This is a genomic window from Metallosphaera javensis (ex Sakai et al. 2022) (genome assembly GCA_021654415.1).
In the GTDB taxonomy this organism is placed as follows: domain Archaea; phylum Thermoproteota; class Thermoprotei_A; order Sulfolobales; family Sulfolobaceae; genus Metallosphaera; species Metallosphaera javensis.
Genome location: AP024487.1, coordinates 1,868,012 through 1,888,833, shown reverse-complemented (window position 1 = coordinate 1,888,833; position 20,822 = coordinate 1,868,012). Strand labels below are relative to the sequence as shown.

21 protein-coding genes and 1 pseudogene are annotated in these 20,822 nt (G+C 47.2%); 11 read left to right on the top strand and 11 right to left on the bottom strand.

The genetic code is table 11. The features are described from left to right. Window positions 1–66 precede the first annotated feature (66 nt). Window positions 67–1,047 (top strand): N-acetylmuramoyl-L-alanine amidase, encoded by a 981-nt coding sequence (locus tag QVC96_RS10620; protein WP_287689224.1) that lies wholly within the window; start codon window positions 67–69, stop codon window positions 1,045–1,047. A 155-nt stretch (window positions 1,048–1,202) separates the two neighbouring features. Here the strand turns inward: QVC96_RS10620 and QVC96_RS10615 are convergent, their stop codons facing one another. Further along, complete coding sequence (locus QVC96_RS10615) at window positions 1,203–1,532, bottom strand: winged helix-turn-helix domain-containing protein (RefSeq protein WP_287689223.1); 330 nt, start codon at window positions 1,530–1,532, stop codon at window positions 1,203–1,205. Window positions 1,533–1,867: 335 nt separating this feature from the next. On the opposite strand from QVC96_RS10615, the gene QVC96_RS10610 reads away from it, so the two are divergent. Then, window positions 1,868–2,095, top strand: coding sequence for an AbrB/MazE/SpoVT family DNA-binding domain-containing protein (locus tag QVC96_RS10610; RefSeq protein ID WP_238026360.1), 228 nt, complete (start codon window positions 1,868–1,870; stop codon window positions 2,093–2,095). Next, the gene (locus QVC96_RS10605) at window positions 2,055–2,489 is read left to right on the top strand and encodes a PIN domain-containing protein (protein ID WP_287689222.1); all 435 of its coding nucleotides are present in this window, start codon (window positions 2,055–2,057) and stop codon (window positions 2,487–2,489) included. Before QVC96_RS10610 ends, QVC96_RS10605 begins: the two co-directional genes overlap by 41 nt. 370 nt (window positions 2,490–2,859) lie before the next feature. Here QVC96_RS10605 and QVC96_RS10600 read toward each other — a convergent pair whose 3' ends face one another. Together QVC96_RS10600 and QVC96_RS10595 are read right to left on the bottom strand one after the other, a co-directional pair. Beyond that, the gene (locus QVC96_RS10600; protein WP_287689221.1) at window positions 2,860–3,561 is read right to left on the bottom strand and encodes a hypothetical protein; all 702 of its coding nucleotides are present in this window, start codon (window positions 3,559–3,561) and stop codon (window positions 2,860–2,862) included. 591 nt (window positions 3,562–4,152) lie between these two features. Beyond that, window positions 4,153–4,731, bottom strand: coding sequence for a hypothetical protein (locus QVC96_RS10595; RefSeq protein ID WP_238026355.1), 579 nt, complete (start codon window positions 4,729–4,731; stop codon window positions 4,153–4,155). A gap of 387 nt (window positions 4,732–5,118) precedes the next feature. Here QVC96_RS10595 and QVC96_RS10590 point away from each other — a divergent pair, with 387 nt between their 5' ends. From QVC96_RS10590 to QVC96_RS10575, 4 genes are all read left to right on the top strand, one after another. Then, window positions 5,119–6,225 (top strand): signal peptidase I, encoded by a 1,107-nt coding sequence (locus QVC96_RS10590; protein WP_287689220.1) that lies wholly within the window; start codon window positions 5,119–5,121, stop codon window positions 6,223–6,225. Then, window positions 6,215–6,640, top strand: coding sequence for a hypothetical protein (locus tag QVC96_RS10585; protein WP_238026353.1), 426 nt, complete (start codon window positions 6,215–6,217; stop codon window positions 6,638–6,640). The genes QVC96_RS10590 and QVC96_RS10585 overlap by 11 nt, the downstream gene beginning before the upstream one ends. Beyond that, window positions 6,637–7,608, top strand: a complete 972-nt coding sequence (locus QVC96_RS10580; protein ID WP_238026352.1) for a DUF5305 domain-containing protein — start codon at window positions 6,637–6,639, stop codon at window positions 7,606–7,608. Before QVC96_RS10585 ends, QVC96_RS10580 begins: the two co-directional genes overlap by 4 nt. 533 nt (window positions 7,609–8,141) lie before the next feature. Next, window positions 8,142–8,417: a winged helix-turn-helix domain-containing protein gene (locus QVC96_RS10575; protein ID WP_238026351.1), complete on the top strand. Its 276-nt coding sequence runs from the start codon at window positions 8,142–8,144 to the stop codon at window positions 8,415–8,417. Between the two features lie 173 nt (window positions 8,418–8,590). Here QVC96_RS10575 and QVC96_RS10570 read toward each other — a convergent pair whose 3' ends face one another. Further along, entirely contained in the window at window positions 8,591–9,409 is an 819-nt protein-coding gene (locus QVC96_RS10570; protein WP_287689219.1) for a hypothetical protein, read from the bottom strand. Further along, on the bottom strand, window positions 9,397–10,008 hold the full coding sequence (locus QVC96_RS10565; protein WP_287689218.1) for a maleate cis-trans isomerase: 612 nt from the start codon (window positions 10,006–10,008) through the stop codon (window positions 9,397–9,399). The genes QVC96_RS10570 and QVC96_RS10565 overlap by 13 nt, the downstream gene beginning before the upstream one ends. Before the next feature lie 134 nt (window positions 10,009–10,142). Between QVC96_RS10565 and QVC96_RS10560 the strand changes: the two genes are divergently transcribed. Beyond that, window positions 10,143–11,015: an SDR family oxidoreductase gene (locus tag QVC96_RS10560; protein WP_238026348.1), complete on the top strand. Its 873-nt coding sequence runs from the start codon at window positions 10,143–10,145 to the stop codon at window positions 11,013–11,015. A 179-nt stretch (window positions 11,016–11,194) separates the two neighbouring features. Here the strand turns inward: QVC96_RS10560 and QVC96_RS10555 are convergent, their stop codons facing one another. Beyond that, entirely contained in the window at window positions 11,195–12,148 is a 954-nt protein-coding gene (locus QVC96_RS10555; protein ID WP_287689217.1) for a hypothetical protein, read from the bottom strand. Between the two features lie 133 nt (window positions 12,149–12,281). Beyond that, window positions 12,282–12,689 (bottom strand): DUF3211 domain-containing protein, encoded by a 408-nt coding sequence (locus QVC96_RS10550; RefSeq protein ID WP_287689216.1) that lies wholly within the window; start codon window positions 12,687–12,689, stop codon window positions 12,282–12,284. A gap of 195 nt (window positions 12,690–12,884) precedes the next feature. Between QVC96_RS10550 and QVC96_RS10545 the strand changes: the two genes are divergently transcribed. From QVC96_RS10545 to QVC96_RS10535, 3 genes and pseudogenes are all read left to right on the top strand, one after another. Beyond that, entirely contained in the window at window positions 12,885–14,573 is a 1,689-nt protein-coding gene (locus tag QVC96_RS10545) for an MFS transporter (RefSeq protein ID WP_287689215.1), read from the top strand. A gap of 30 nt (window positions 14,574–14,603) precedes the next feature. Then, window positions 14,604–15,722 (top strand): MFS transporter, encoded by a 1,119-nt coding sequence (locus tag QVC96_RS10540; protein WP_287689214.1) that lies wholly within the window; start codon window positions 14,604–14,606, stop codon window positions 15,720–15,722. Window positions 15,723–15,911: 189 nt separating this feature from the next. After that, a pseudogene (locus QVC96_RS10535) lies at window positions 15,912–16,947 on the top strand (ISH3 family transposase). 124 nt (window positions 16,948–17,071) lie between these two features. On the opposite strand, the gene QVC96_RS10530 reads toward QVC96_RS10535, so the two are convergent. From QVC96_RS10530 to QVC96_RS10515, 4 genes are read right to left on the bottom strand one after another with little or no spacing between them, the layout of a single operon-like run. Then, a complete protein-coding gene (locus tag QVC96_RS10530; RefSeq protein ID WP_287689213.1) occupies window positions 17,072–17,461 on the bottom strand; it encodes a CBS domain-containing protein in 390 nt (129 codons plus the stop codon). Between the two features lie 40 nt (window positions 17,462–17,501). Then, complete coding sequence (locus QVC96_RS10525) at window positions 17,502–17,789, bottom strand: ferredoxin family protein (RefSeq protein WP_287689212.1); 288 nt, start codon at window positions 17,787–17,789, stop codon at window positions 17,502–17,504. Continuing rightward, entirely contained in the window at window positions 17,786–18,958 is a 1,173-nt protein-coding gene (locus QVC96_RS10520; protein ID WP_287689211.1) for an NAD(P)/FAD-dependent oxidoreductase, read from the bottom strand. Before QVC96_RS10520 ends, QVC96_RS10525 begins: the two co-directional genes overlap by 4 nt. After that, the gene (locus tag QVC96_RS10515) at window positions 18,955–20,748 is read right to left on the bottom strand and encodes an FAD-binding protein (RefSeq protein ID WP_287689210.1); all 1,794 of its coding nucleotides are present in this window, start codon (window positions 20,746–20,748) and stop codon (window positions 18,955–18,957) included. Before QVC96_RS10515 ends, QVC96_RS10520 begins: the two co-directional genes overlap by 4 nt. Between the last annotated feature and the right edge of the window lie 74 nt (window positions 20,749–20,822).

Here is a 20,822-nt window from a genome sequence, read left to right as displayed (position 1 = left end):
ATAACAAGATAAATCAATATTAACTTGTCAAAATATGCATAGAGAATGGGCGGGGAACGGCAAAAAATGCCAGACAGGATAACAAGGATGTTCCTACACGTGGAGGGGGAGGTCCCTAGGGTTAGAGAAAGAGTCAGGAGGCTCATGGGTGAGCACGGGCTGGAGGAGGCCACCAAGGATTACGACGCAATAGTCGTGGTGGGGACGGATGGGGAGCTACTGAAACTGCTTCAGACCCTTGGCGTCCCTGGGGCGCCAATATTCCACGTAAGTCCCCCGGGTTACTCCACCTTCTACTCCTCCGTGGAATGGGAGGGTCTTAACGGGGCGCTGGAGAGGCTCTCCAGGGGAGAGTACCGCGCGGAACAGCTCACCAGGCTGAAGGTGTGCGTGGGCTCCAGTGACGTTTATGCCCTGAATGAGCTGGCACTCTTCCCCTCCAGAAGCGCCACCGTCATGGAGTACTCCTTGACAGTCAACGGGGAGCTCCTGTGGAACGATAAGGCGGACGGTATCATTGTGGCCACACCCGCGGGTTCAACGGCGTACGCGTACTCCGCTGGAGGACCCATGGTTCTCAAGGGAACAAGGGTGTTCGTAGTGGTTCCGGTCAACTCCCTAAACCCCATGAGGAGGAGTCTCGTGATACCTGACGAGGCTAGACTGGAGATCAGGGACATCTCCAGCCAGGTGGGCGTGGAGGCGGTTCTGGATGGCGTAACAAGGGTCAGGGTTAGTGACAGGGTGATCGTGGAGAAGGGAGATCCGGTCTTCCTTATCAGGTTCACTGAGAAGGTGGGCGAGAACATTGAGAGAAAGGTGAAACTGACACTTGAGAGCCAGGACATACCACCCAGTGCCAAGTTTGTGCTCAAGATGCTTCAGATCTACGGCGAGGCTACGCCCAGGGAACTGGTGGAGAAGACCGGTCTACCAGATAGGACCATCAGATATGCCTTGTCAATCCTCGTAAGGAAGGGTATTGTGAAAAGAATTGCGAATCCGCGAAACATTCAGCAGAGAGTTTATAGGGTTGCTAAACCTTGATCAGTACTTTCCTTCACGATATACGCACGTGACTACATATATCAGGTTTGGAAAAACGAGTGTGTGGTTCGTTTTACATCACGTGAGCCGGCGAAAAGATGAAACTTATCTAAACAAGATTAGAACTGGATGAAAAAGGTTTATCTCGAGTTTTCTCAATTAGCTTTACTAACTTCAATCTTTCCCTCCTTCATTCCCTGAGGATGTGAGGTTAACATGGAGATTCTGAATTCCAGATCCTCAATTTCTCTTCTGGTGTTCTCCCTCTTCACCAGAAGGTCGAGTAATCTCTGACCCCTTTCTGTCAGGCATTTCGTATTCCCTGTTGTTATAAACTCATTCTGCTCCAGGTCATGAAGATACTTGTTGAGGAGGTCATAGCTCAGATTCGCCTTATACATGATCTCGGTTTTCTTACCTCCCATGGCACAGATTGACAAGATGTCAAGGTAAATCTCCAGTTTTCCGCGTCTTTTCGTTGTCATGAATAATAGCTATCTTGTAAGTATTTAAGAGGTCTCTAATGCGATGCATGAGTTATTTGACATGGAGGCCCTGCACTTGTCAAATTTCTCATACAAGTCCTCTTGTGATTTTGTAGATTAGAACAGGATTTCAAGCGAATAGTTACCGGTCAAGGCTAGATCATATTATCCTGCATCTAAGGAGCCCTCAACGTGAGCCCTGTAAACTGGACTAAGCTCCCGGCCATCACTCACGACAGTGATCTCGGCTAAGGAACACAATCATTTTAGTCAGTCTAATCTGACTAATCTGAGTAATCAGACAAACTTTTATTTTACCGGGACCAGTTACACCTATGGAGAAAGTAATAAAGGTTGGGAAGAGAAACGCAATTTACCTGCCCAACGAGGTCGTGGAGAGCCTGGGAATAGGTGAGGGATCCAGCCTATTGCTCACGGTGAAGGATGGGAAAATAGAGATCCTACCACTGAGGAGGGCCAATAAGTACTGGGCCGAGATCTCAAGTCGAGAGGTAGAAGAGGTTGGAGAAGAGATTAGCAGAGATCTCGGAGTTACTGGTTGATACCTCTTTTCTGCTTCCTTTCGTGGGTATAAGGGTGACAGATGCGAATCTAAATCTGGAGGGCAAGATTTTGCACTATCCCTCCCTCATGCTAACGGAGCTCTTCGCCGTGATAATGAAAGAGGCCAAGAAGAGGAGACTAGCCTCCATCCCCAGAGAGGCACTGGATGGGTTCCTGTACGTCGGATATGAAGTGAATCTGATTCAACCGGTGGAACAGGACCTGATAATGACCTATGAGGTGATAAGGAATGGATGGAATGACGTATTTGACGCTATCCTCTATGCAACTCACGTTAGGACCTCTCTGCCCCTTGTAACTGTTGATGAGAGATTCGTGAACTTCCTCTCCAGTAACGGGTTTAACGTGAACGGTATTCTCCTGGTTTCATAATGTCAGATGAACAGTCAGAGTGCGGTTCAGTTAAGTAGGGTTTTACGATGTGTAGGTAATGTGTGGAGTGACTGAGCAAAGACCTGCGTGTTTCTGCGAGATGTCAAATTGGAAGAGAGCCGAAGATGTCACTTAAAAGATGCTTCACACACTTTATGTCAGAGCTCTCTATCCTAGGCCAGGGCAGGATTCGGAGCTCATCCAGGTAAAATCCTAAAGAGTACTTGGAGTGAATGAAAGGACCAGGCCTTCTGTCATGACACCGTGGCTTAGCTAAACCGAATCCACATATCAACGAAGTACTGACTAAATTGTTGATTCCTAATCAAAAATTTTTAAAATTAAAAAAAGAAAAATAAAAATTGCCGTGTTACTCAGTTAGTTGATAACCGTAGAGGTTCAGGTAGTAGTCGAACGTTGTCGCCGCTGGTGCACCTGGGTTGTTCACCAACATTTCCACTATCAATATGTCATAACCTGGCTGTCCGCCGGTTAAGGTAACTCCGGAAGTGGCGTAGTGCTGATTTATGTTTTCCGTCGCTAATAATGTGAATGTAACGCCACCAAGAGAGATCTGTCCACTTTGGGCCTGAGTAGATGATTGAGTTACTGGGATAGTGTTGTTAACGAACAGAAGATTAGAGTTAAGGGTGGAAGTATTGGGATAAGCTAGTATTAAGAATCCGATGTTCTGATCTACACTAGATGGAGAGAAGTGTGCGTTCTCGATTGAGGCGTTCACCATTAATGTTCCATTTCCATTATACTGTACATCGACAACCTTCCATACATATATTGCAGTGTAAGCGTTACCCTCGTCGTTGACCAGGTTTGTGGCAGGAGCGCTACCAGGACCTACCTCGGGAAGAGATACGGTCAGTTGGCCTGCGCTATTTACCGTTGCAAAGTTTTCAAGAGGCTGGATCTCGATTAACGCGTCATGACTATTGATATTCACGACGCTTCCACCAACGTCAGTACCAATACTGAAACCCACCAAAAACATCTGAGCGAACAGTACTGTAGCTAACGCGACTAACACGGATATTGCGGTTATGGTTTTTAGGTTCACGGTTTCACTGAAAACATATAAGTTTAGTTGGATATTTAAATTAAGTTCATCATGTTAAAATAAAATATATATCAAAATCTCTGTGGTATATATCTAACCCTTCATTTCGTATCTATTAGAATGGGGAAGTACTTTACCCATAGTTTGCTATGTGCCACGAGAAATCTCAGGCATTAAGTCCTTCATGTCGTGTTCATGATACCCATAATCCCGCCCATAAGTATTGACGCCATGACCGCGAAACAGATAACGAGCCTCGGTTTCCCAGTATACGTACTTTCCCATTATTCTTCTATTACCGACCAGTACCCCAATGAGTATGGCGGGTAGTACCATGGTAGTACTGTAACTGTAGGCGATACCGAAAACATAGTCAAGACAAAGTTGATAAATGGAACTATTGCTACCGATCACTGAAACAAGATGGCAAGGATTGATTCCACAATGCAAAGCTTCACGGTATTATTGTAATTATTCCTGTTTATAGTCTCTAGTACCCACAAATTTGAAAAATTATGATACTAAGATAACCGAAGATGAGGTTTTCATTGACATAAATGCAGAGACTTAGGGCTCTTTACAGTGGCCTGCTCAAGGAGATTTATCCATCCGTTTTACCGCCTTCATCACTGACGACATATGTTTGGTGGTGTCATACACGTAAATAACTAGGACAATGATAATTAAGATTAGAAGAACCACGTTTCCGTAAAGTACAACTTTGAACTGAAAGGACGACATTAGTCCGGAGAAGGGCCCAAGAACCGTCTCTATTACAGTTATAACGGAAAGAATCCTGATCGACCTCGTAATGAAAGTCGTAGAATTGATCCTGTTTGTGAGGTTACCTATCTCGTTGGCCTTATTCAACACCATTTCCAATTGTCTCTTGATGGGAATAAATCTGTTGACCACCTCAGTATAAATGTCGTTCCACTCCTTTCCTTGTAGGTTAGTTATATACACGAACAGATCCTCAAGCAGGTTGGTGGCTTCCCCTTGGGAGAACAGATCAGTCAGCGAAATTAAAAAGTCGAGAATACTTGCGTTTATCACCTTATTCTTCATGGACTTGATCATTCCATTGTAGTAATCAACTAGTTTCCATAACAGCACCAAACTTGTCGTGGACAGGGCGAGATTGATGATTTCCAGGAGTGTTAAGAACATATCATGCAGTAAATCAATGTGCGAAATTAATAAATTGAGACTGTGTAAAGCGAGGATTGTTACATATCTTTCTCGATTCGTGATCCATAAGGAGACATTCACCGGTGTAACGCATCGCTGAAAGTACTCAAGTACAGTTCATGTAGTGTGTGGATTCTCTGAAAACTAAGCCTTATCCATCGTGACACCATGGCTCAGCTAAGCCTTATCCTGACGTGATTCATTCAAATACTCCACACACTACAGTTTATGTGAAAATCCTCGCTTACCTACTAACTATATCACAAAGTATGTACTAGAGCCGAGTTAAATGAGAGGATTTTAAATATTTTTCAACGTGCAGTAGAACATGACATTAGTTAGCTTGAACTATGAGGTGAAACTTCCTTGAATCCTGCTGTTGATCTAGCGTGGGAGTACGCCAAACCTGTCCTAAGGCTACTTTTCAAGTTGTTTCTCGTCTTCCTCCTGATCTTCTCCGTAGCCGTCATTTCTGCAAATCTTGATGGCAGGCCACTATTTGTTGCCTTTACCAGCGGGTACAGCATGTATCCGTACCTTAAGCCGGGTGAACTCGTGTTCATAGTACCTGAGCCATTTGCAGGGAAAGTAACCCCGGGCAACATAATTGTGTTTCATGATCCAGACTACGGAAAAATACCTGGGTATCCGCCTTACATCATTCATCAGGTGGTGAATTCAACAAGTAAGGGATTCATCACCAAGGGAATAAACGACGATTACGTGGATCAGATTTACATGCCTCCCGTGAACTCTTCGGAGATTTACGGGAAGCTCCTGGTCCTGAACGGAAACCCCGTGATAGTTCCAGGGATAGGTTCCATCGTCTATTTCCTCGAGAATAACTCCCTGGAAGGCGTGATAATCCTCACGCTCATAGGGATATCATTCCTGGTGCTGGATACGTCTACCAAGAGTCGTCAACGGAGGCAACTAAGGATCTCAACCAGGGGCATAATGCTGGGAATCGGTGTCGTGATCATCTCCTTTACAATCATTGCTTCGCTTGCCATGTCCTTCTCAGCCACATTTTCCTACTTCACCTCAAATACACCAGTGGAAATAGGAGGTGGCGCCCTAAACACGCCTTCAATAGATCTAGGCGTAATTATGCATAGTCATTCGTCCTCTTACGTGGTGAACGTAACCAACAGGCTCCTCATTCCCGAGTACGTTGAGGTCTCCTCTGTTAGGGGTTCAAGTTCCGCCTACTACAATATTACCCCCACCAATACAATACTTATGCCCTCTCAAACCCTTCACCTCAAGTTTACCGCAATAGGGAACGGATCTCAAGGACTCAAACTGGTTGTGGTGAAGGCGTTCGTAATTCCCACCCTTTTCCCCATTACTCCCCTGGCGCAGGGGCTAAAATACTATCCCCTGGAATTGCTATTGATCAGCTCAATCATTAGTACATTGCCATTTATAATGTTCATCTACATAGTGAGGCTGAAAAGTGATGATTGGTAAAATAGTTCTAACCATTTTCATGATTGCCGTAGCCTCCTTTCTAGTTCTCTCATCGTGGATGCCGGGTTTCGGAGTCTCCAATCGCGGCACCTTTGAAGTGGGACCAACCATGGCGTATGGTTCCATGACATATGAAGGAAATCAGACGTATGATCTATCGTTAAACGATGTGTACCTAGTCTCGTACACTAACCAGATTCAGGTGATCATTATATGTCCTCACGCGTCCATAGTGAACGTGAAAACGGATGGATCGTACACCATACAGAATGGAGAGTTAGTAATTCAGTATTTTAATCAAGTGCCCTGGGCTGAGGTAACGCTTAACTCCACCTCCACGCCCACCCCCACAGTGTCCATGCAGATGTTCATAGGACAGGGGAGTCTGGGAATAATAGGGGTTGATTCGCCATGAAAACCAGATTCATGAAAACCAGGACCATGATAGCACTAGCAATTTGTCTGCTATTTCTTTCAGTGTCCGGGACAATGATTTATTATGGGTACGCCTCCAATGTTCCCTATTACAGGACCTATGAAGTGCCAACGTACAGTTATCAGGCCCAGCTCAATCTGTGGAGTAACTTTCACATAAACGATTCGATCCTGTTTGATAACGTGACGTGTGTGAACAGTAGCACAATGTTCTCCAAACTGGTGGAAAGCATCACTTTGCATGCTGAAGTGAACGCCTCTGGAAGCTCTCCCACGTCGTACAATGGAACATACGTCGTTTATGAGTATCTCTCCACAAGCGACTGGACTAAGTACATAGGAAGCTTCCACGGACCCATCGCAAACTCTTCGGGACAATTGCTTTTCTTCAAGTATGCCCCTAACATAACCCAGTTCAATAACCTTACCCAGAAAATTAACCAGCAAGTTGGACTCAGTTTCACGAGGTTTACAATAAAATTGGTGGTTATTGCAAACCTAACTCTGCATAGCGGGAGTGACGTGGTTCCGGTTACACTTGAAAAGAGCATGGAGGTTTATTTCGGCTCCCTCAACTACACATTCTCCCAGGACCCAGGAGGTAATGTAACTCAGACGCTCTATCACCAGGATCTAGTCAGGGGTATGACAGGGTACAATAAAATGCTGTTCATATCAGGGGGAATATTTGCCATATTTGGAGGAGTATCCTTCGTTTATGGACCTAAGGCTGGAGAAACTATGAATCCAGAGGCCATGGCAGAGAGGACCCTGAGAAAGCTATCGGTGAGCGGGACCGCTCCTTCAACAAACTCCCGGGAAGTTAAGGTCGAGAGTGCCAGGGGATTACTGAAGCTCGCGAAAACGCTGTCCAGAACCCCAGTGAAATTTGATAAGGGCTACTACATCATCGATTCGGATACAACTTACGTATGGAATAAGAGCTAAAGTTATTGTTTTTATTTTTTAACTCTGATACTATTTGTTTAGCTCTAAAATATTCTCCGTACAAAGGGTGAAAAGGTTTGTTCAGATAAGGATAGATCCGGCAGTCACGTTCATAACATGTTAACTTCTAAGTTTCAGGCAATCGTCTAATTTAACTATACGCTAAATCAATTTATCAACTCCTAGAAGAGTACCCTGATATTTTCTGTCTTCCATTATCGCGAAGCTCTAGAATTAGTCACCTGATAGGGATAGAAAACCCTGTGGGTCAGTGGGTACCACTATCATTTTCCTATCACTGATCATCATGGTGTCCTCAGACTTGCATAAACTCGTCTTACGGTATTGTGACTTCGTACTGAACTCCTTTAAACTTAAAATATGCTAACATGATGATACTATGTGGATCACCAAGAATTTATAACAAATGTATGATATAAAATTTTGACAACAAGTCAATGGAGATGTCAAAGTTGCTAGATACCACGTACAAATGATTTATATGTTAAAGGCTGTTAATTTATCTGGTTATCATGATAAGAAGAACTAGGCAAGAAATTGTTTTGAGTATGTTGGAGGGTTGCTCTGGAATTGGGACTAACAAGACCAACTTAATGTATAAATCCGGTCTGAATTACGATTCCTTTCTTAGGTACTTGAATCACTTGATGGATATTGGTCTCATTTCCTTAGTTGAAGGAAAGTACAGGTTGACGGGAGAGGGGATGAAAACACTGGACAAGCTGAGGAAATTCAAGGAGCTCAAAAAGAGCATGCAGAAGATGATGGAGGATATCTCGGACGTGTGAGGTTTATATAGGTAAAAGATTTATTTAAAATATTTTTCCTTGTACTATAAAATGATAAAAATATCTTAGAACTGTAGATCAGAAGTTAAAAAATATAATCAATAACGCGAAATCTATAATTATGATATCTAATTATCTCGTGATCATGATGACGGCAATCTAAAAACTTTCTATCAATATATGTTGATGTTCGTTATTTTACTGAACTCTACTGATAACATAAAGTAGTCGCGAAACCAGACTAGTAACGCCTTTTCCCTATCAAAGTCAATGAAGCCGTAGGGATGAACTATCCTGGAAAGGTTACTGTAGATCCTTTCAAGGTTCCTGGGATCATAACCGGATAAGTGGCACGCAAGTCCTATCAGCGCGCTCACCTTGGGCATTGCGAGAGTCAGGTCTACAGCGGGGGCACCGCACTTGCATCTTATCCTTCCCTTCACCCCGAGATCATGAAGGTCTCTGGAATACTGGGGAAAGGTCAGATGTCTCTTGCACACGGGTTTGCCCGCAAGGAATATCCCTTCCCCTTTTAATGTCCCCTTTACGCCCAGCTTTTTCTTTCTGGAGAGCGCCTCTCCTAGGCTTGTAATGATGAACCCTGCGTCAACCAGCCTGTGCCAGGTTCTGGTCCTCACTAGATCCAGGTAGAGATCGCTAGTTCTCTCCACGAACTTTGAGAGACAGAACCTCTCCAGGATAAACCTGTTACTCTCCTCAGCGGAATGGAGGTTACCTCTCAGGGCACTTCGATAGCCCTCCATGACAGCGCGTTTGATCTCCTCCCCAAAAATCAGGTCATGGTAAATGGCCATGGATCTCCGCACATATTCCCTTACAAGTTTTCGCAGGCCAGACCATCCAGAGGGAACCTGATCGATGATGTCCAGCGTGTTTCTCCTTGTCCTGAAGAGGTTATCGGATATGAAGAGAAGGACCTCCTCGCAGGACCTTGACCTGCACCTCCGTATCCTCTGTTCTATCCATTCCATTTTGCTCCCTCAACCAATACAGATGACGCAGTTATCACAGGTTTTTCTCCCTTCAGCCTGTGAAGGTAAGGAAGGGTGGAGAGAATGGTGCATGCCACGTATATCATCTCAGCCTCAGGATTCTCGTGACCTATCTTCACAGCTCCCTCCACGAGGTGGGGAGGAGTGCTGGATATGGCCTCTCCACCAGTTCTTCCAAGGGCAACTGAACCCACAACCCTGGTATTGAACCCTCTCAACCACTTCACCTCATAATCATGCCTGTATTGATTGTATGGACTTACTAGGAAGATGCTCTTTCCACTCACCTGTTTAACTATTTCCTCGGTGGCGATGAGCACGGGTTTTGAGAAGAACCTGTGAAGCAGTTTCCATCCATGCGGAGAGAAGACACCGTAAGATCTTGCGTAAAGTATCAGATCTCCCTTCTCCACCTCATCCTTGATCTCGGAAAGCTCTCGGAACATCCTCTCCCTTTCCTTGTGAGTCTCCCCGTGGCCCGGGTAAAACTTCATGTAGAAAGCCCTCACGTCCATCAACGCGGAGAGATCCCTTTCAAGTGTTTTATTTTCCTCAGAAAGAATGAGAGAAATTCTCATTTTTCATTTAGAAATGATAATCTTTTTTTACTTAATAAGTTTATGGTGAAGCCCCGTGGAAACGCTGATCTCAACACAACCTTGAAGCTGTGTTAGGACAATAACGTTAAACGTTAGAGGGAGGTATTATCCTCATGAGAGTGGTAGTGACAGGAGCTGGTGGTCTTCTGGGAAAGAGGATAGTTCAGGCGTTCAAGAACGAGGAGGTGATAGGGGTATACAACAGGAGCGAGCCGGAAACCTCTAGACATCTTATCATGGATTTAAGCGCCCTCAACATGAAGCCTATTGAGGACCTGTCACCTGACGTGATAATTCACGCTGCAGCTCTCACTGACGTGGATAGATGCGAAAGGGAACCCCAGCTGGCCAGGCTAATGAACGTTGAGGTAACCAGGGAAATTGCTAAGGTTGCAGGGAAGAGTAACGCCCTTCTGGTTTACATCTCCACAGATTATGTATTTGATGGAAACCGGGGAAATTATAGCGAGGAGGATGAACCCAACCCAGTGAACGTGTATGGTCTGACAAAGCTAGAGGGGGAGAAGGTGGCGAGGGAGGTGGACAGCCTGGTGGTCAGGACCAGTACCCCTTACGGTAGCAATCCAGCCAGCGGGAAGGATAACTTCGCCCTCTGGTTATTGAAGAAGTTGAGGGCCGGGGAGCCGGTAAATGTTCTGGTAGATCAGATTACCTCTCCCACCCTCAACACTAATTTCGCCCTCATGCTGAAGGAAAGCGTGGAGAAGGGGGTTAGGGGTGTGTTACACCTTGCCGGTAAGTCTCAGATCAGCAGGTACAACTTCTCGCTGAGTCTGGCCAGAACATTCGGTCTTGATGAGAGGCTGGTGAGACCTGCTTACTCCAGGGATATGAAATGGCTCGCGAGGAGACCCCTGAACTCATCCCTGAATGTTGACAGGGCCATGTTGCTGGGTCATAAACCCATGACTGCTGAGGAAGGGCTCATGGAGTTGAGGAGGGAACTTGAAGGTGAGGCAAGGTAACGGGAAACATCTAGTTGGGGGCTACCCCGTTGTTTAGAAGACTTTGTGGTGTGTGGAGTATTTAAATGAATCACGTCAGGATAAGGCTTAGCTGAGCCGTGGTGTCACGATGGATAAGGCTTAGTTTTCAGAAAATCCACACACTAGAGCCTTTGACTTGAAGTATACAACAAACCGAGCTAGGCCCTCTGGTTGAACGACTCCAGGAGGGACTTAATCACCTCGCTCTCTGTCCAGAACCCTGTCAGCACTTCCCTTTTCTCCCTCATGAAGTCCTGAAGCTCCGGATGATCCCTCATTACCCTGTCCATTACCTCCTCCACGGTCAATGACCTGTCCTTGACGTACTCTGTCACCATCTCTGACACGGCCAGGGCCAGCATCTTCCTGTCCACCCTGAGTTTCAGCTTCTTGGCTTCATCCTCCAGAAGGTTTGTGAAGGGTTTGTACTTGAAGGTTAGCATATTGAAGTTTCTTCCCCCTCTCATTTCCTTGAGCTCCCCGTTGTCGAATACCTTTATCACCACCCCTTCCTTGCTCTTCAACCAGCTCATCACTCTCTCCGCATCAATGTCCTGAGGAGTTCTCACTCTCATGTACTCCACAGCGTGAGGTAGGGTTATCTCGGGTGGTTCCAAGTATCTTCCCTCCCTTAGCACGTCAAAAACACTGAAGTTCAGGAGTTCTCTCTCCACGTTAAAAGGGGTATACTCTCTTCCGAAAATCTCAATCTTGACAACCACCTTCTCTTCCCTCATCAATTCCATCAGCTTCAGCAAGTCGCCCTTGAATCTGGCGTAGACCCCCAGCAGGAGCCCCAGGTCCTGTTTGTCCACTTCCGTCCCGTTCTTATGCTTCATGTGGATTCTATCATCAACCTTCATGACTATCTGCGTTCCGTCATGTTTCGGCTCCAGGTACGTGGGAAACCTCAGGAAAGCCTGAATTTCTTTCAGTGAATCCAGATTTTCAGTATTGTACTGGATCTCGCTCCTGGACAGTTCCCCGTCATAGTCCCTGAAGATATCTTGAAACTCCTCCAGAACCTCCTCTCCTGGAGTCAGACCCAGTCTTTTCTTGCAGTATTGTAGCAGTTCCGATTTCAGGTTGGGATTGTTCTGGAAAAGGTTCACATGATAGGTGATCTCCTCTATATAATATAAGGATATGTGGAGGTCTCGATTTAGAATCCTTCAAGGACCTTCTTCCCCGGAATGGGTTCGTCCGAATTTACACAATCAGGTCAAAGCTAGACTTTAAAGAAGATCATATCTTTCTCTTAATTCGTTCAAGTCTGATCTCCTCGTTGAGTTTCTCTAGGAAGCCATTGATCCATCTGTCCCTGGACATGAGGGAGAATGTACGTTCGAACACCCCTTCATACTCAAATTTTAGGATCAACGTGTCACCGTTCTGAGTAAGCACAAGTTTTCCCGTTCCTATTCCTCCGCTTTTTATCTGAAAGACATATCTTATGTCCACTCCCTTGAAGACAGTTCCAGATAATTCGAAGTCCCTCATGGCGTACCTTCCCTTGCCCATAAACTCCGAACCATTAACTGTCAACTCCTTCGCCACAGGAAACAGCCTAGGGATCACGAATCTAGGATCTGAGAGAATGGTACTTGTGGCGTCCCATCCGTGTTCTAGCTTTACACTTTTCGTTATCTCCATAAGAGAAGGTATTACTGAGCTCATAAAAGCGTTTTTATAATGTTATTTAACATAACGCATTACGGCGAGTTAAAGAAAACATGATCACGGTTTTCGCCAATTCAACATTTTAAAATGTGAAAAATCAACTATTTTAAATCGTGACACACAACATGTAAAGAAACTTTAATAAATAAAGATTAACCTTCTAACTATATGGTTCAGTACAAGTGGATTGCTTTATCTAACACCAGTCTTGGCGTCTTCATGGGCTTCATGAACGCTAATATTGTGTTGATCTCCCTACCAGCAATATTCCGAGGAATAGGAATAAACCCCTTTAACTCATTTCAGTATCTATTATGGATTTTATTTGGGTATAGCATAGTTTCTGCCATCCTCGTGGTGAATCTGGGCAGGATATCGGATATTTTCGGGAGAGTAAGGATGTACAACCTGGGTTTCCTTATCTTCACCATAGCTTCAGTTCTCCTTTACCTGACGCCTGGACAGGGAGATGTAGCGGCACTCCAGCTGGTGCTGTACAGGGTAGTGCAGGCAGTCGGAGGAGCACTCTTGATGGCAAATAGTGCCGCCATCCTTTCTGAGGCATTTCCACCCAAGGAGAGGGGATTTGCACTGGGACTTAACGGGGTCATAGGAATCTTTGGTGGAGTGGCCGGGATAATCATAGGCGGTATATTGGCCTCAGTGTACTGGAGGGATGTTTTCCTGGTGAATGTCCCTATAGGTATCCTTGGAACTATCTGGTCAATGAGGTCACTAAAGCAGTTGAGTAAGCCAGAGAGGAATCAGAAGATAGATATTCCAGGCAACGTGTTATTTGCAGTGTCCTTAATACTCATTCTGGTGGGAATAACTTACGGTATTCTCCCCTACGGGAATCAGGTAACTGGATGGTCAAATCCATATGTGATCTCTGCGATAGTGGGAGGCTTGGCCTTACTGGGCGTCTTCCTCTTCGTAGAAACCAAGGTTCCTGATCCCATGTTCAGGCTTGAACTCTTTAAGATAAGGGCTTTCTCCATGGCATCAGCTGCTATAATACTGGCCCAACTGGCTTTCGGTGGCCTTCAGTTGATGCTGGTTCTGCTTTTGCAGGCCATATGGTTACCATTACACGGCTACAGTTACGAGGTCACCCCGTTCTGGGCTGGGATATATCTGCTTCCCCTACTTGCGGGGTTCGGAATAATGGGTTCCATAGCCGGGAGACTATCGGATCGGTATGGGGCAAGGACTCTTGCAACCCTGGGGCTGGTGATACTTGGGGTAGGCCTTCTAGCCTTGACCACTTTGCCATATAATTTCAATTATCTGGAATTTGCCACCATCATTTTCATGATGGGCTTGGGGAATGGACTCTTTGTATCTCCCAACACTGCTTCCCTGATGAATGCGTCTCCTCCACGTCACAGGGGATCAGCGTCTGGCATAAGGGCTATGTTAACCAACACCGGAAGCACGTTGAGCATTGGAGTGTTTTTCACCATTGTCATTGAAGTGCTTTACGTGATCCTGCCCACAACCCTCTCCACGGCGTTAACATCCGCTGGCGCCCCGCAGTTGATTCCCTACATGACTAGGATACCTCCCACCGCAGCCATATTTGCAGCGTTTCTGGGATACAACCCGGTATCAGCCATACTCTCCCAGCTTCCTGCCTCTGTGGCCAGCTCAATTCCCAGCTCCGTGATCTCCACCATAACTGCAAATACCTGGTTCCCCAACGTGATTGCTCCCGCCTTCATGAAGGCACTTAAGATCGCTTTCTTCACCGCATCTGGGCTGTCATTTGCAGCTGCCATAGCTTCAGCTCTCAGGGGTAAAACCGTGATCTATGAAGAGAGAATAGTGGAGACGACCAAGGGTCAAAGCAAATGATTTCTTTTTAATCAAAATCTGTGAAGCTCCATGGATAGGAGGATAGTTCTTCTAGCCCTGACCATTGTTGTATCCACCCTGTTAATAAGGGCCTCGAGTAACGTGATCTCAACTACCCTTCCGATCCTCGCCAGGTATTCACTGGGTTTCTCCAGTTTAGGTGTGGGCGCATTGAGCGCCATATTCACCGTGACCACCTTCGTGGGGAGTGCCTTTCTCGTTAGATATTCCAGCAGGCCTGTTTTCCTCTCCAGTATCCTCCTGTACTCCTTGTCCCTGGCATTACTATCAAAGGTCTCCTCCTCAACTGTCTGGATCGTAACTGGTACCTCTGGGGGCGCACTGGGTCTCATCATGCCCAACCTGATAACCATTTCAGGAAAAGAAGAGGAGAGGAGGACGAGGGAAAGGTTATTGAACGTATATGCTCTATCCCTCAGCATAGGTTTGGTGGTGGGACCACTTCTTGAGGCCAAATTGCTTCCTGTCCTGGGAGTTCGTGGGGTCTTCCTTGGGTTTGCCCTGGCGCCACTGGTTGCCCTACCCCTCCTAAGCACAGCACGGATTTCCTCCAGTTCGGGCAGGACCAGGATCGTGGGAAATCCAGCGCTTACGGTGGCAATCCTTAACATAGCCAGCTACGAACTCATCTTTTCCTTTCTTCTCACTTTCGGTGGGATCTACATGAAGGAGAGATTTGGTTCAACCCTTTCTGAGGTGGAGATAGGGTTTTCTCTTTTCTTTCTTGCCTCTCTTCTAACCAGACTGATCATGTCCATATACCCTGTGGAGAGGGTGAAGAGAGGGGTAACCCTGTCCCTCTGTCTCACGGTGACAGGTATAGTGATCATGATCCTTTCAAGGTCCCTGGTTGAGTTTCTGGTTACCTTGGCGGTACTCGGGGTACCACATGGCATAACCATGCCTCTCTCCACCGTGGCCATAACGAGGAGAGTTCCCCCTGAGATGAGGAGCATGGCCAACGGTATTTTCTTCGCGTCATTAACCATGATAGGCTCTGCCACCTCATTTGTCTCTGGTATAGGGATAACATTTCTGGGCTTTCAGGGAGTCCTGCTCGCGATTCTGGCTCTCGTGATGGCCATTGGCGTAATCTTGATGAGGAAGGTGGGAATAGTGGATGAATAAGATGGTTATAAGCATTCGGAAAACCTCGCCCTTCACGGTACTCCCCAAATTCAGTTTATGAAAAAATCACTAGAGCTTTATTTTAGACTGGAGGAGAGGATGTGAATTAAAACTCATGAAACAAACTGAACTCTGCTGGAGAAAGAAATTTGTGGGAGAGTGGGTAATACTAGGATGGTGATATTACCCATGATCACCCTACTCTCCCACAACGTAAACATCCAGAAGCTAGGATATATAACCCTTTCCTCGCTAAACTTCAAGGAAGGAAGAGGTAGCGAAGACGTTGGTCTCGGCCTGCCTGTGGAGAGACTCGGTGGAGAACAGGTCGAGAAGCTACGATATATCCCCACAGACCGTGAGGAACTACGTGGAGGAACAGGGGATAGAAGTAGCGGACCGCCTGCTCCAGGAGGTACAGGAAGTGGCGAGGGAGGTGTTGAAGGGGGTGGAGGAGGTGGACGTGAGCGTAGACTGGACGGGGGTGAAGTACTGGGGAGAGAGGGTGGAGGGGCTGGGAAGCGGGGATAAGGGATACCAGTGGAACTACGCCACAGCTACTACGGATTACAACGGCAAAACCGTAATCCTAGCCTTCACGCGCTACAACGGGATGAGCAAGGACGAAGTGGTGAAAATCCTCGTGGAGCAGGTCCTCTCCCTGGGATTTAAGATTGGGATAATAGCGCTGGACGCAGGCTTCTACACAGTAGAGGTCATAAAGTTCCTCTCCCAGTTTAGGTACATTGTGGGCGTCCCGGTGGGCGACGTCAAGGTTTACGAGGAGTATGACGGCCCTTACACCACCGCGAGCAAGAGGACTGATCAAGTCAGCTTCAGGTTGATCGTCCACGGTCGTGAAGTGACTAGAAGGAGGTCCCACGTCGAGTACTTCGCCAGGGCGACCAACCTCGACCTGCCCAAGGACAAGGTCTTGAGGCTTTACGACAGGATCAGGAACCCCATCGAGACTTCCTACAGGGAGGTGAAGGGCTTCCTCCCCTTCACCTGTTCCAGGAGCTGGGTCTTCCGCCTTCTCGTCTTCGTTTTGGCCACGTTCCTTTACTCGCTGTTCTTGTTCCTCAAGGGGGAAGTTAAGAGGACTGACTTCAAGCTTCTCCTTCATTTGCTTTTTATAGATGAAATACAAAATAAGTTCTTATCACGATTGATTAAAAGTATAGAACCGCTTTTTATTTATTTTGATTTATTTTTAAGGGGGTGATTTTGGGGAGTACCGTTCAGGGCGGATAGCTTACCCACATCACATGTTCAGAGTCAAGGAGACGTTAAAATGAAATACACGCAAACTAGGCAAGCTTTAAAAAAGGAAAGGGAGTTCAAAAAGACTAGTAGGAGTCTGCAAAGTTCATGAGAGAGATCGTGTTTGCGACTTCCCTTAAAGATACCACACCTATGGGTTGGTCCTTATCCTTCACGAGGAGATGGCGAATCTTCTTTTCTCCCATCAGCTCCAGTGCCTCCAGAAGGGGTAAATCCCTTTCCACAGAGATAACGGGACTATTCCCTATTCTCCCCGCAGGGGTGGAGTAGTCGAGCCCGTCCGCCACTGCCCTCGTTATATCCCTCTCAGTCACTATGGCCACAATTTCTCCCTTTTCGTTGGTGAGTATAACCGAACTTACGTCATTCTCCTTCATAACTTTCGCGACCTCCCTCATGGAGGAGGAAACAGGAAGTGAAACTAACTTTTTTACAACTAATTGTCCAACATTCATTATCATATATTATAACAACTACTAGTTAAAAAACTTTGACTTAACCATACCTGAGGGACATCCCGAGACCATATCTAGGATAACTCCAGGCGATGTTGTGGAAGGGACAGGCAATCCTGCACCCACCGCACTCAACGCAGTTCTCGTACGACAGCACCAGTCTGTGTCCATCCCAACTGTAGACGTTCGCGGGGCACACCGCTATACATGGTTGTGGCGTTCCGTACTCCTGTTCGCACTTGAGGCATTGCGCCGGATCCCTTATCTTTAGATGAGGTTCTTCATCCTTCTTGTATCTCAAGGTGTAAAGTTTCTCCTCAACTCTCATGATAGAGCACCCATGAGAAGTAATGCATGTTTGAATAGTTTCCATGAGTTCTTCTTTACGGCATCGAGGGAGAGATCTCCGGAGATCCAGGACGAGGAGAGCTCCGTGGCCATGGAGATGTAAGACTTCATGTTTTCCTCTCTTAACAATTCCTTCACCAGGGGTCTCATCTTGACAGACTGGGACACCACTCTGTCCTTGAGGAGAGCCCTCTCGTAACCCTGACATTCTCCCCTCACTGCGTACTCCCCTGCAAGTGCGCCTGAGATTACCGCGGGGCCTATTCCGTTGAAGGTGACGGGGTTAACCAGACCCAGGGCATCCCCAGCTAGATACACGTTACCTGAACATGGCTTCCACGCCGGAAAACCGTTCTCAGGGATGATCTTGGCGGAGTACTCCCTCAGTGAGAAACCCTTCACTAGCTCCTGGATACCGAGCGTTCTTTTGACCTCCTCAAGAACGTCCTGTGGTCTAATCCTGTGGGAGATGAGTGAGGTCATGTGAACTCCCACGCCAAAGGCTATGGAATCCTTGTAGGTGTACAGGAATCCAGCTCCAGGGACGGGGTCCTGGAACAGGTATCTCACTGCCAGCCCCTCCTGATCGGTGGATAGGCTCAGCCTCCTGTTCACTTCATCCTTGTTGAGAGAGTACACCTCCTTCACCGTTTGAACAGTCTCCTCTGAAGTAAGGTCTCTCCTCAACCCTGCTCCCATGGATACTAGGGCATTGGCACCCTCTGCGAGGATTATCACCTTTCCCTGTACCTCTCCTCTGTCAGTTACCACTCCCTCGGGCTTAAGTTTCAGGACGGTGGTCTTAGTCAGGACAAGCGCACCAGCACTCTCCGCCTGGGAGGCCATCCACTTGTCCAGCTTTAGCCTTCCCACGTTTATCAGCCTCTCCCTGGGCTTTATCTCCAGTGAAACTTCCCCGCTATTCCCCAGCGTCAGCCTCACCTTCTTCACTTCCCTTTCCACGGGGATGTTCTTCACGTCAAATACCTTCAGCTCATCTACCCTGACCATTGCTCCCGATACGTTCTTGGCCCCTGGCTCTGACCCTCTCTCAAGGACGAGGGTCTTTGCCCCCATGCTGGCTGCCTTGAGGGCAGCAGCACTTCCTGCAGGTCCTGCACCAACTACGATAACGTCGTACAACTTCATAACCTCCTTATCAGTTCTGGTACTACCTCAAAGAGGTCCCCAATCAGACCATAGTCGGCATTGCCGAAGATCTGCGCCTCAGGATCGTTGTTTATGGCAATGACCTTCTTAGCTCCAGAGATGCCCACCAGGTGCTGGACTGCCCCGGAAATTCCCACAGCGATGTAGAGCTTCGGTCTTATGGTTGTCCCGGTCTGTCCCACCTGCCTCTCCTTGGGATACCATCCTGAATCAGCGAGAGGTTTCGTGACCCCCACCACTCCACCTAGTTTGGAGGCCAGCTCTTCAATCATCTTGATATTGGAGGGATCCCTTATTCCTCTCCCCACACCCACAACCACCTCAGCCTCTGCCAGCACGTTCTTCTTTTCCAGGGCCTTCCTGTCCAGAACCTTGAACCTTGTGAAGAGATCCTCGATTTCTTCCCTTATCACCTCTCCCTTTCCTTCCAATCGAATTGGCCTGAACACCCCTGGCCTCACGGTCACCATCACGGGCCTGGAATTGGGACAGATGATCGTGGACATCTCCTTTCCTCCAAAGTCTGGCCTGGTGGAGTTGAGTACTCCCTTGTCATCAACCTCAAAGCTGGTGCAGTCAGCTATCAACCCCGTATTCACCGTGATCGCTGTGGTTGATGCGAGCTCCCTGGAGTTCCTGGTTCCAGGGAACATAACTGCCTCGGGCTTGTATTTCTGAATAACCTTGGAAAGGGCCATTGTGAACACGTCATTATCGTAATAGTTGTAACCCTTGGTTACCGCGTGATACACCTTATCTGCACCGTGCTTGAAGGAGAGCTCCACCAGGGAGTCAACATTGTCTCCTACGATAACTGCTCCCAGCTTAGTGGACATGAGGTCAGCGATCCTCCTAGCCTCTGCCATGATCTCAAAGGACGCCAAGTTTGGAGCTCCACTCACGTGATCCACGTAAACCCATATCTCTCCCTGAACCTTCACCTTGGGTTGTGGTTTCACGTACTGCGCGGTGCTGGAGGAATCCTCCTTGAGCGATTCCCTTATCTTTTCCGCAAGCCAGTCTATGGCTCCCGGTTCACTCACCTTCCTGATCTCCGGGTTCCTCGTCTTGGGTGGAGGATGAACCTTTATCACCTTCGTTGGGGAACCCGCAAGCCCAATCTTGTTCGGTTCCGCCCCAATATCATCCTTGGAGAACTTGACTATCTTGGCTGTCTTCGCTCTGATCAGGGAGTTGATGTCTGGTTCCCTTGGTTTATTGGCTGTATCCATTATTGTGAGAACTGCCGGGATTGGAGACTCCATGGTAACCTCCTCCATCTCCGTTGACTTTACCGCAACAACGTGTCTTTCATCCAGCTCCTTCACCTCCTTCACGTATCCTATCACCGGTATCCCCAGCCACTTTGCGGTCTGAGGACCCACCTGTTCCGTCTCCCCGTCCACTGCCCTCCTTCCAAAGAGATATAGGTCTGCCCCACCTAGCTTCTGAATTGCCTTGAACAGCGTGTAAGAGGTGGCCCAGGTATCTGCTCCGGCCATTGCCCTATCGGTGATGAGATAGGCGTCATCCGCACCCATGGCCAAGGCATCACGAAGCGCCTGCTCGCCCTGAGGTGGACCCATGGTTATCACCGTGACCTTACCACTATATTTCTCCTTGAGCCTCACAGCCTCCTCTATGGCATGAAGGTCAGGGGGATTAACCACGGCAGGAACCCCTTCCCTAACCAGCGTGTTTGTAACCGGATCAACTCTTAGATCGTCAGCATCGGGGACCTGTTTAATGGAGACGATAATTCTTACCATTCTTTTTCATCATTAATTACGAAATCCACGTATATAAATTCACCATCAATTGTAATGAACATGATGATAGATGT

Coding starts and splice junctions, on each gene's coding strand:
- QVC96_RS10620 (WP_287689224.1), top strand. CDS start 67: ATGCCAGACAGGATAACAAGGATGTTCCTACACGTGGAGGGGGAGGTC.
- QVC96_RS10615 (WP_287689223.1), bottom strand. CDS start 1,532: ATGACAACGAAAAGACGCGGAAAACTGGAGATTTACCTTGACATCTTG.
- QVC96_RS10610 (WP_238026360.1), top strand. CDS start 1,868: ATGGAGAAAGTAATAAAGGTTGGGAAGAGAAACGCAATTTACCTGCCC.
- QVC96_RS10595 (WP_238026355.1), bottom strand. CDS start 4,731: ATGTTCTTAACACTCCTGGAAATCATCAATCTCGCCCTGTCCACGACA.
- QVC96_RS10585 (WP_238026353.1), top strand. CDS start 6,215: ATGATTGGTAAAATAGTTCTAACCATTTTCATGATTGCCGTAGCCTCC.
- QVC96_RS10580 (WP_238026352.1), top strand. CDS start 6,637: ATGAAAACCAGATTCATGAAAACCAGGACCATGATAGCACTAGCAATT.
- QVC96_RS10575 (WP_238026351.1), top strand. CDS start 8,142: ATGATAAGAAGAACTAGGCAAGAAATTGTTTTGAGTATGTTGGAGGGT.
- QVC96_RS10570 (WP_287689219.1), bottom strand. CDS start 9,409: ATGGAATGGATAGAACAGAGGATACGGAGGTGCAGGTCAAGGTCCTGC.
- QVC96_RS10565 (WP_287689218.1), bottom strand. CDS start 10,008: ATGAGAATTTCTCTCATTCTTTCTGAGGAAAATAAAACACTTGAAAGG.
- QVC96_RS10560 (WP_238026348.1), top strand. CDS start 10,143: ATGAGAGTGGTAGTGACAGGAGCTGGTGGTCTTCTGGGAAAGAGGATA.
- QVC96_RS10550 (WP_287689216.1), bottom strand. CDS start 12,689: ATGGAGATAACGAAAAGTGTAAAGCTAGAACACGGATGGGACGCCACA.
- QVC96_RS10545 (WP_287689215.1), top strand. CDS start 12,885: ATGGTTCAGTACAAGTGGATTGCTTTATCTAACACCAGTCTTGGCGTC.
- QVC96_RS10540 (WP_287689214.1), top strand. CDS start 14,604: ATGGATAGGAGGATAGTTCTTCTAGCCCTGACCATTGTTGTATCCACC.
- QVC96_RS10530 (WP_287689213.1), bottom strand. CDS start 17,461: ATGAATGTTGGACAATTAGTTGTAAAAAAGTTAGTTTCACTTCCTGTT.
- QVC96_RS10525 (WP_287689212.1), bottom strand. CDS start 17,789: ATGAGAGTTGAGGAGAAACTTTACACCTTGAGATACAAGAAGGATGAA.
- QVC96_RS10520 (WP_287689211.1), bottom strand. CDS start 18,958: ATGAAGTTGTACGACGTTATCGTAGTTGGTGCAGGACCTGCAGGAAGT.
- QVC96_RS10515 (WP_287689210.1), bottom strand. CDS start 20,748: ATGGTAAGAATTATCGTCTCCATTAAACAGGTCCCCGATGCTGACGAT.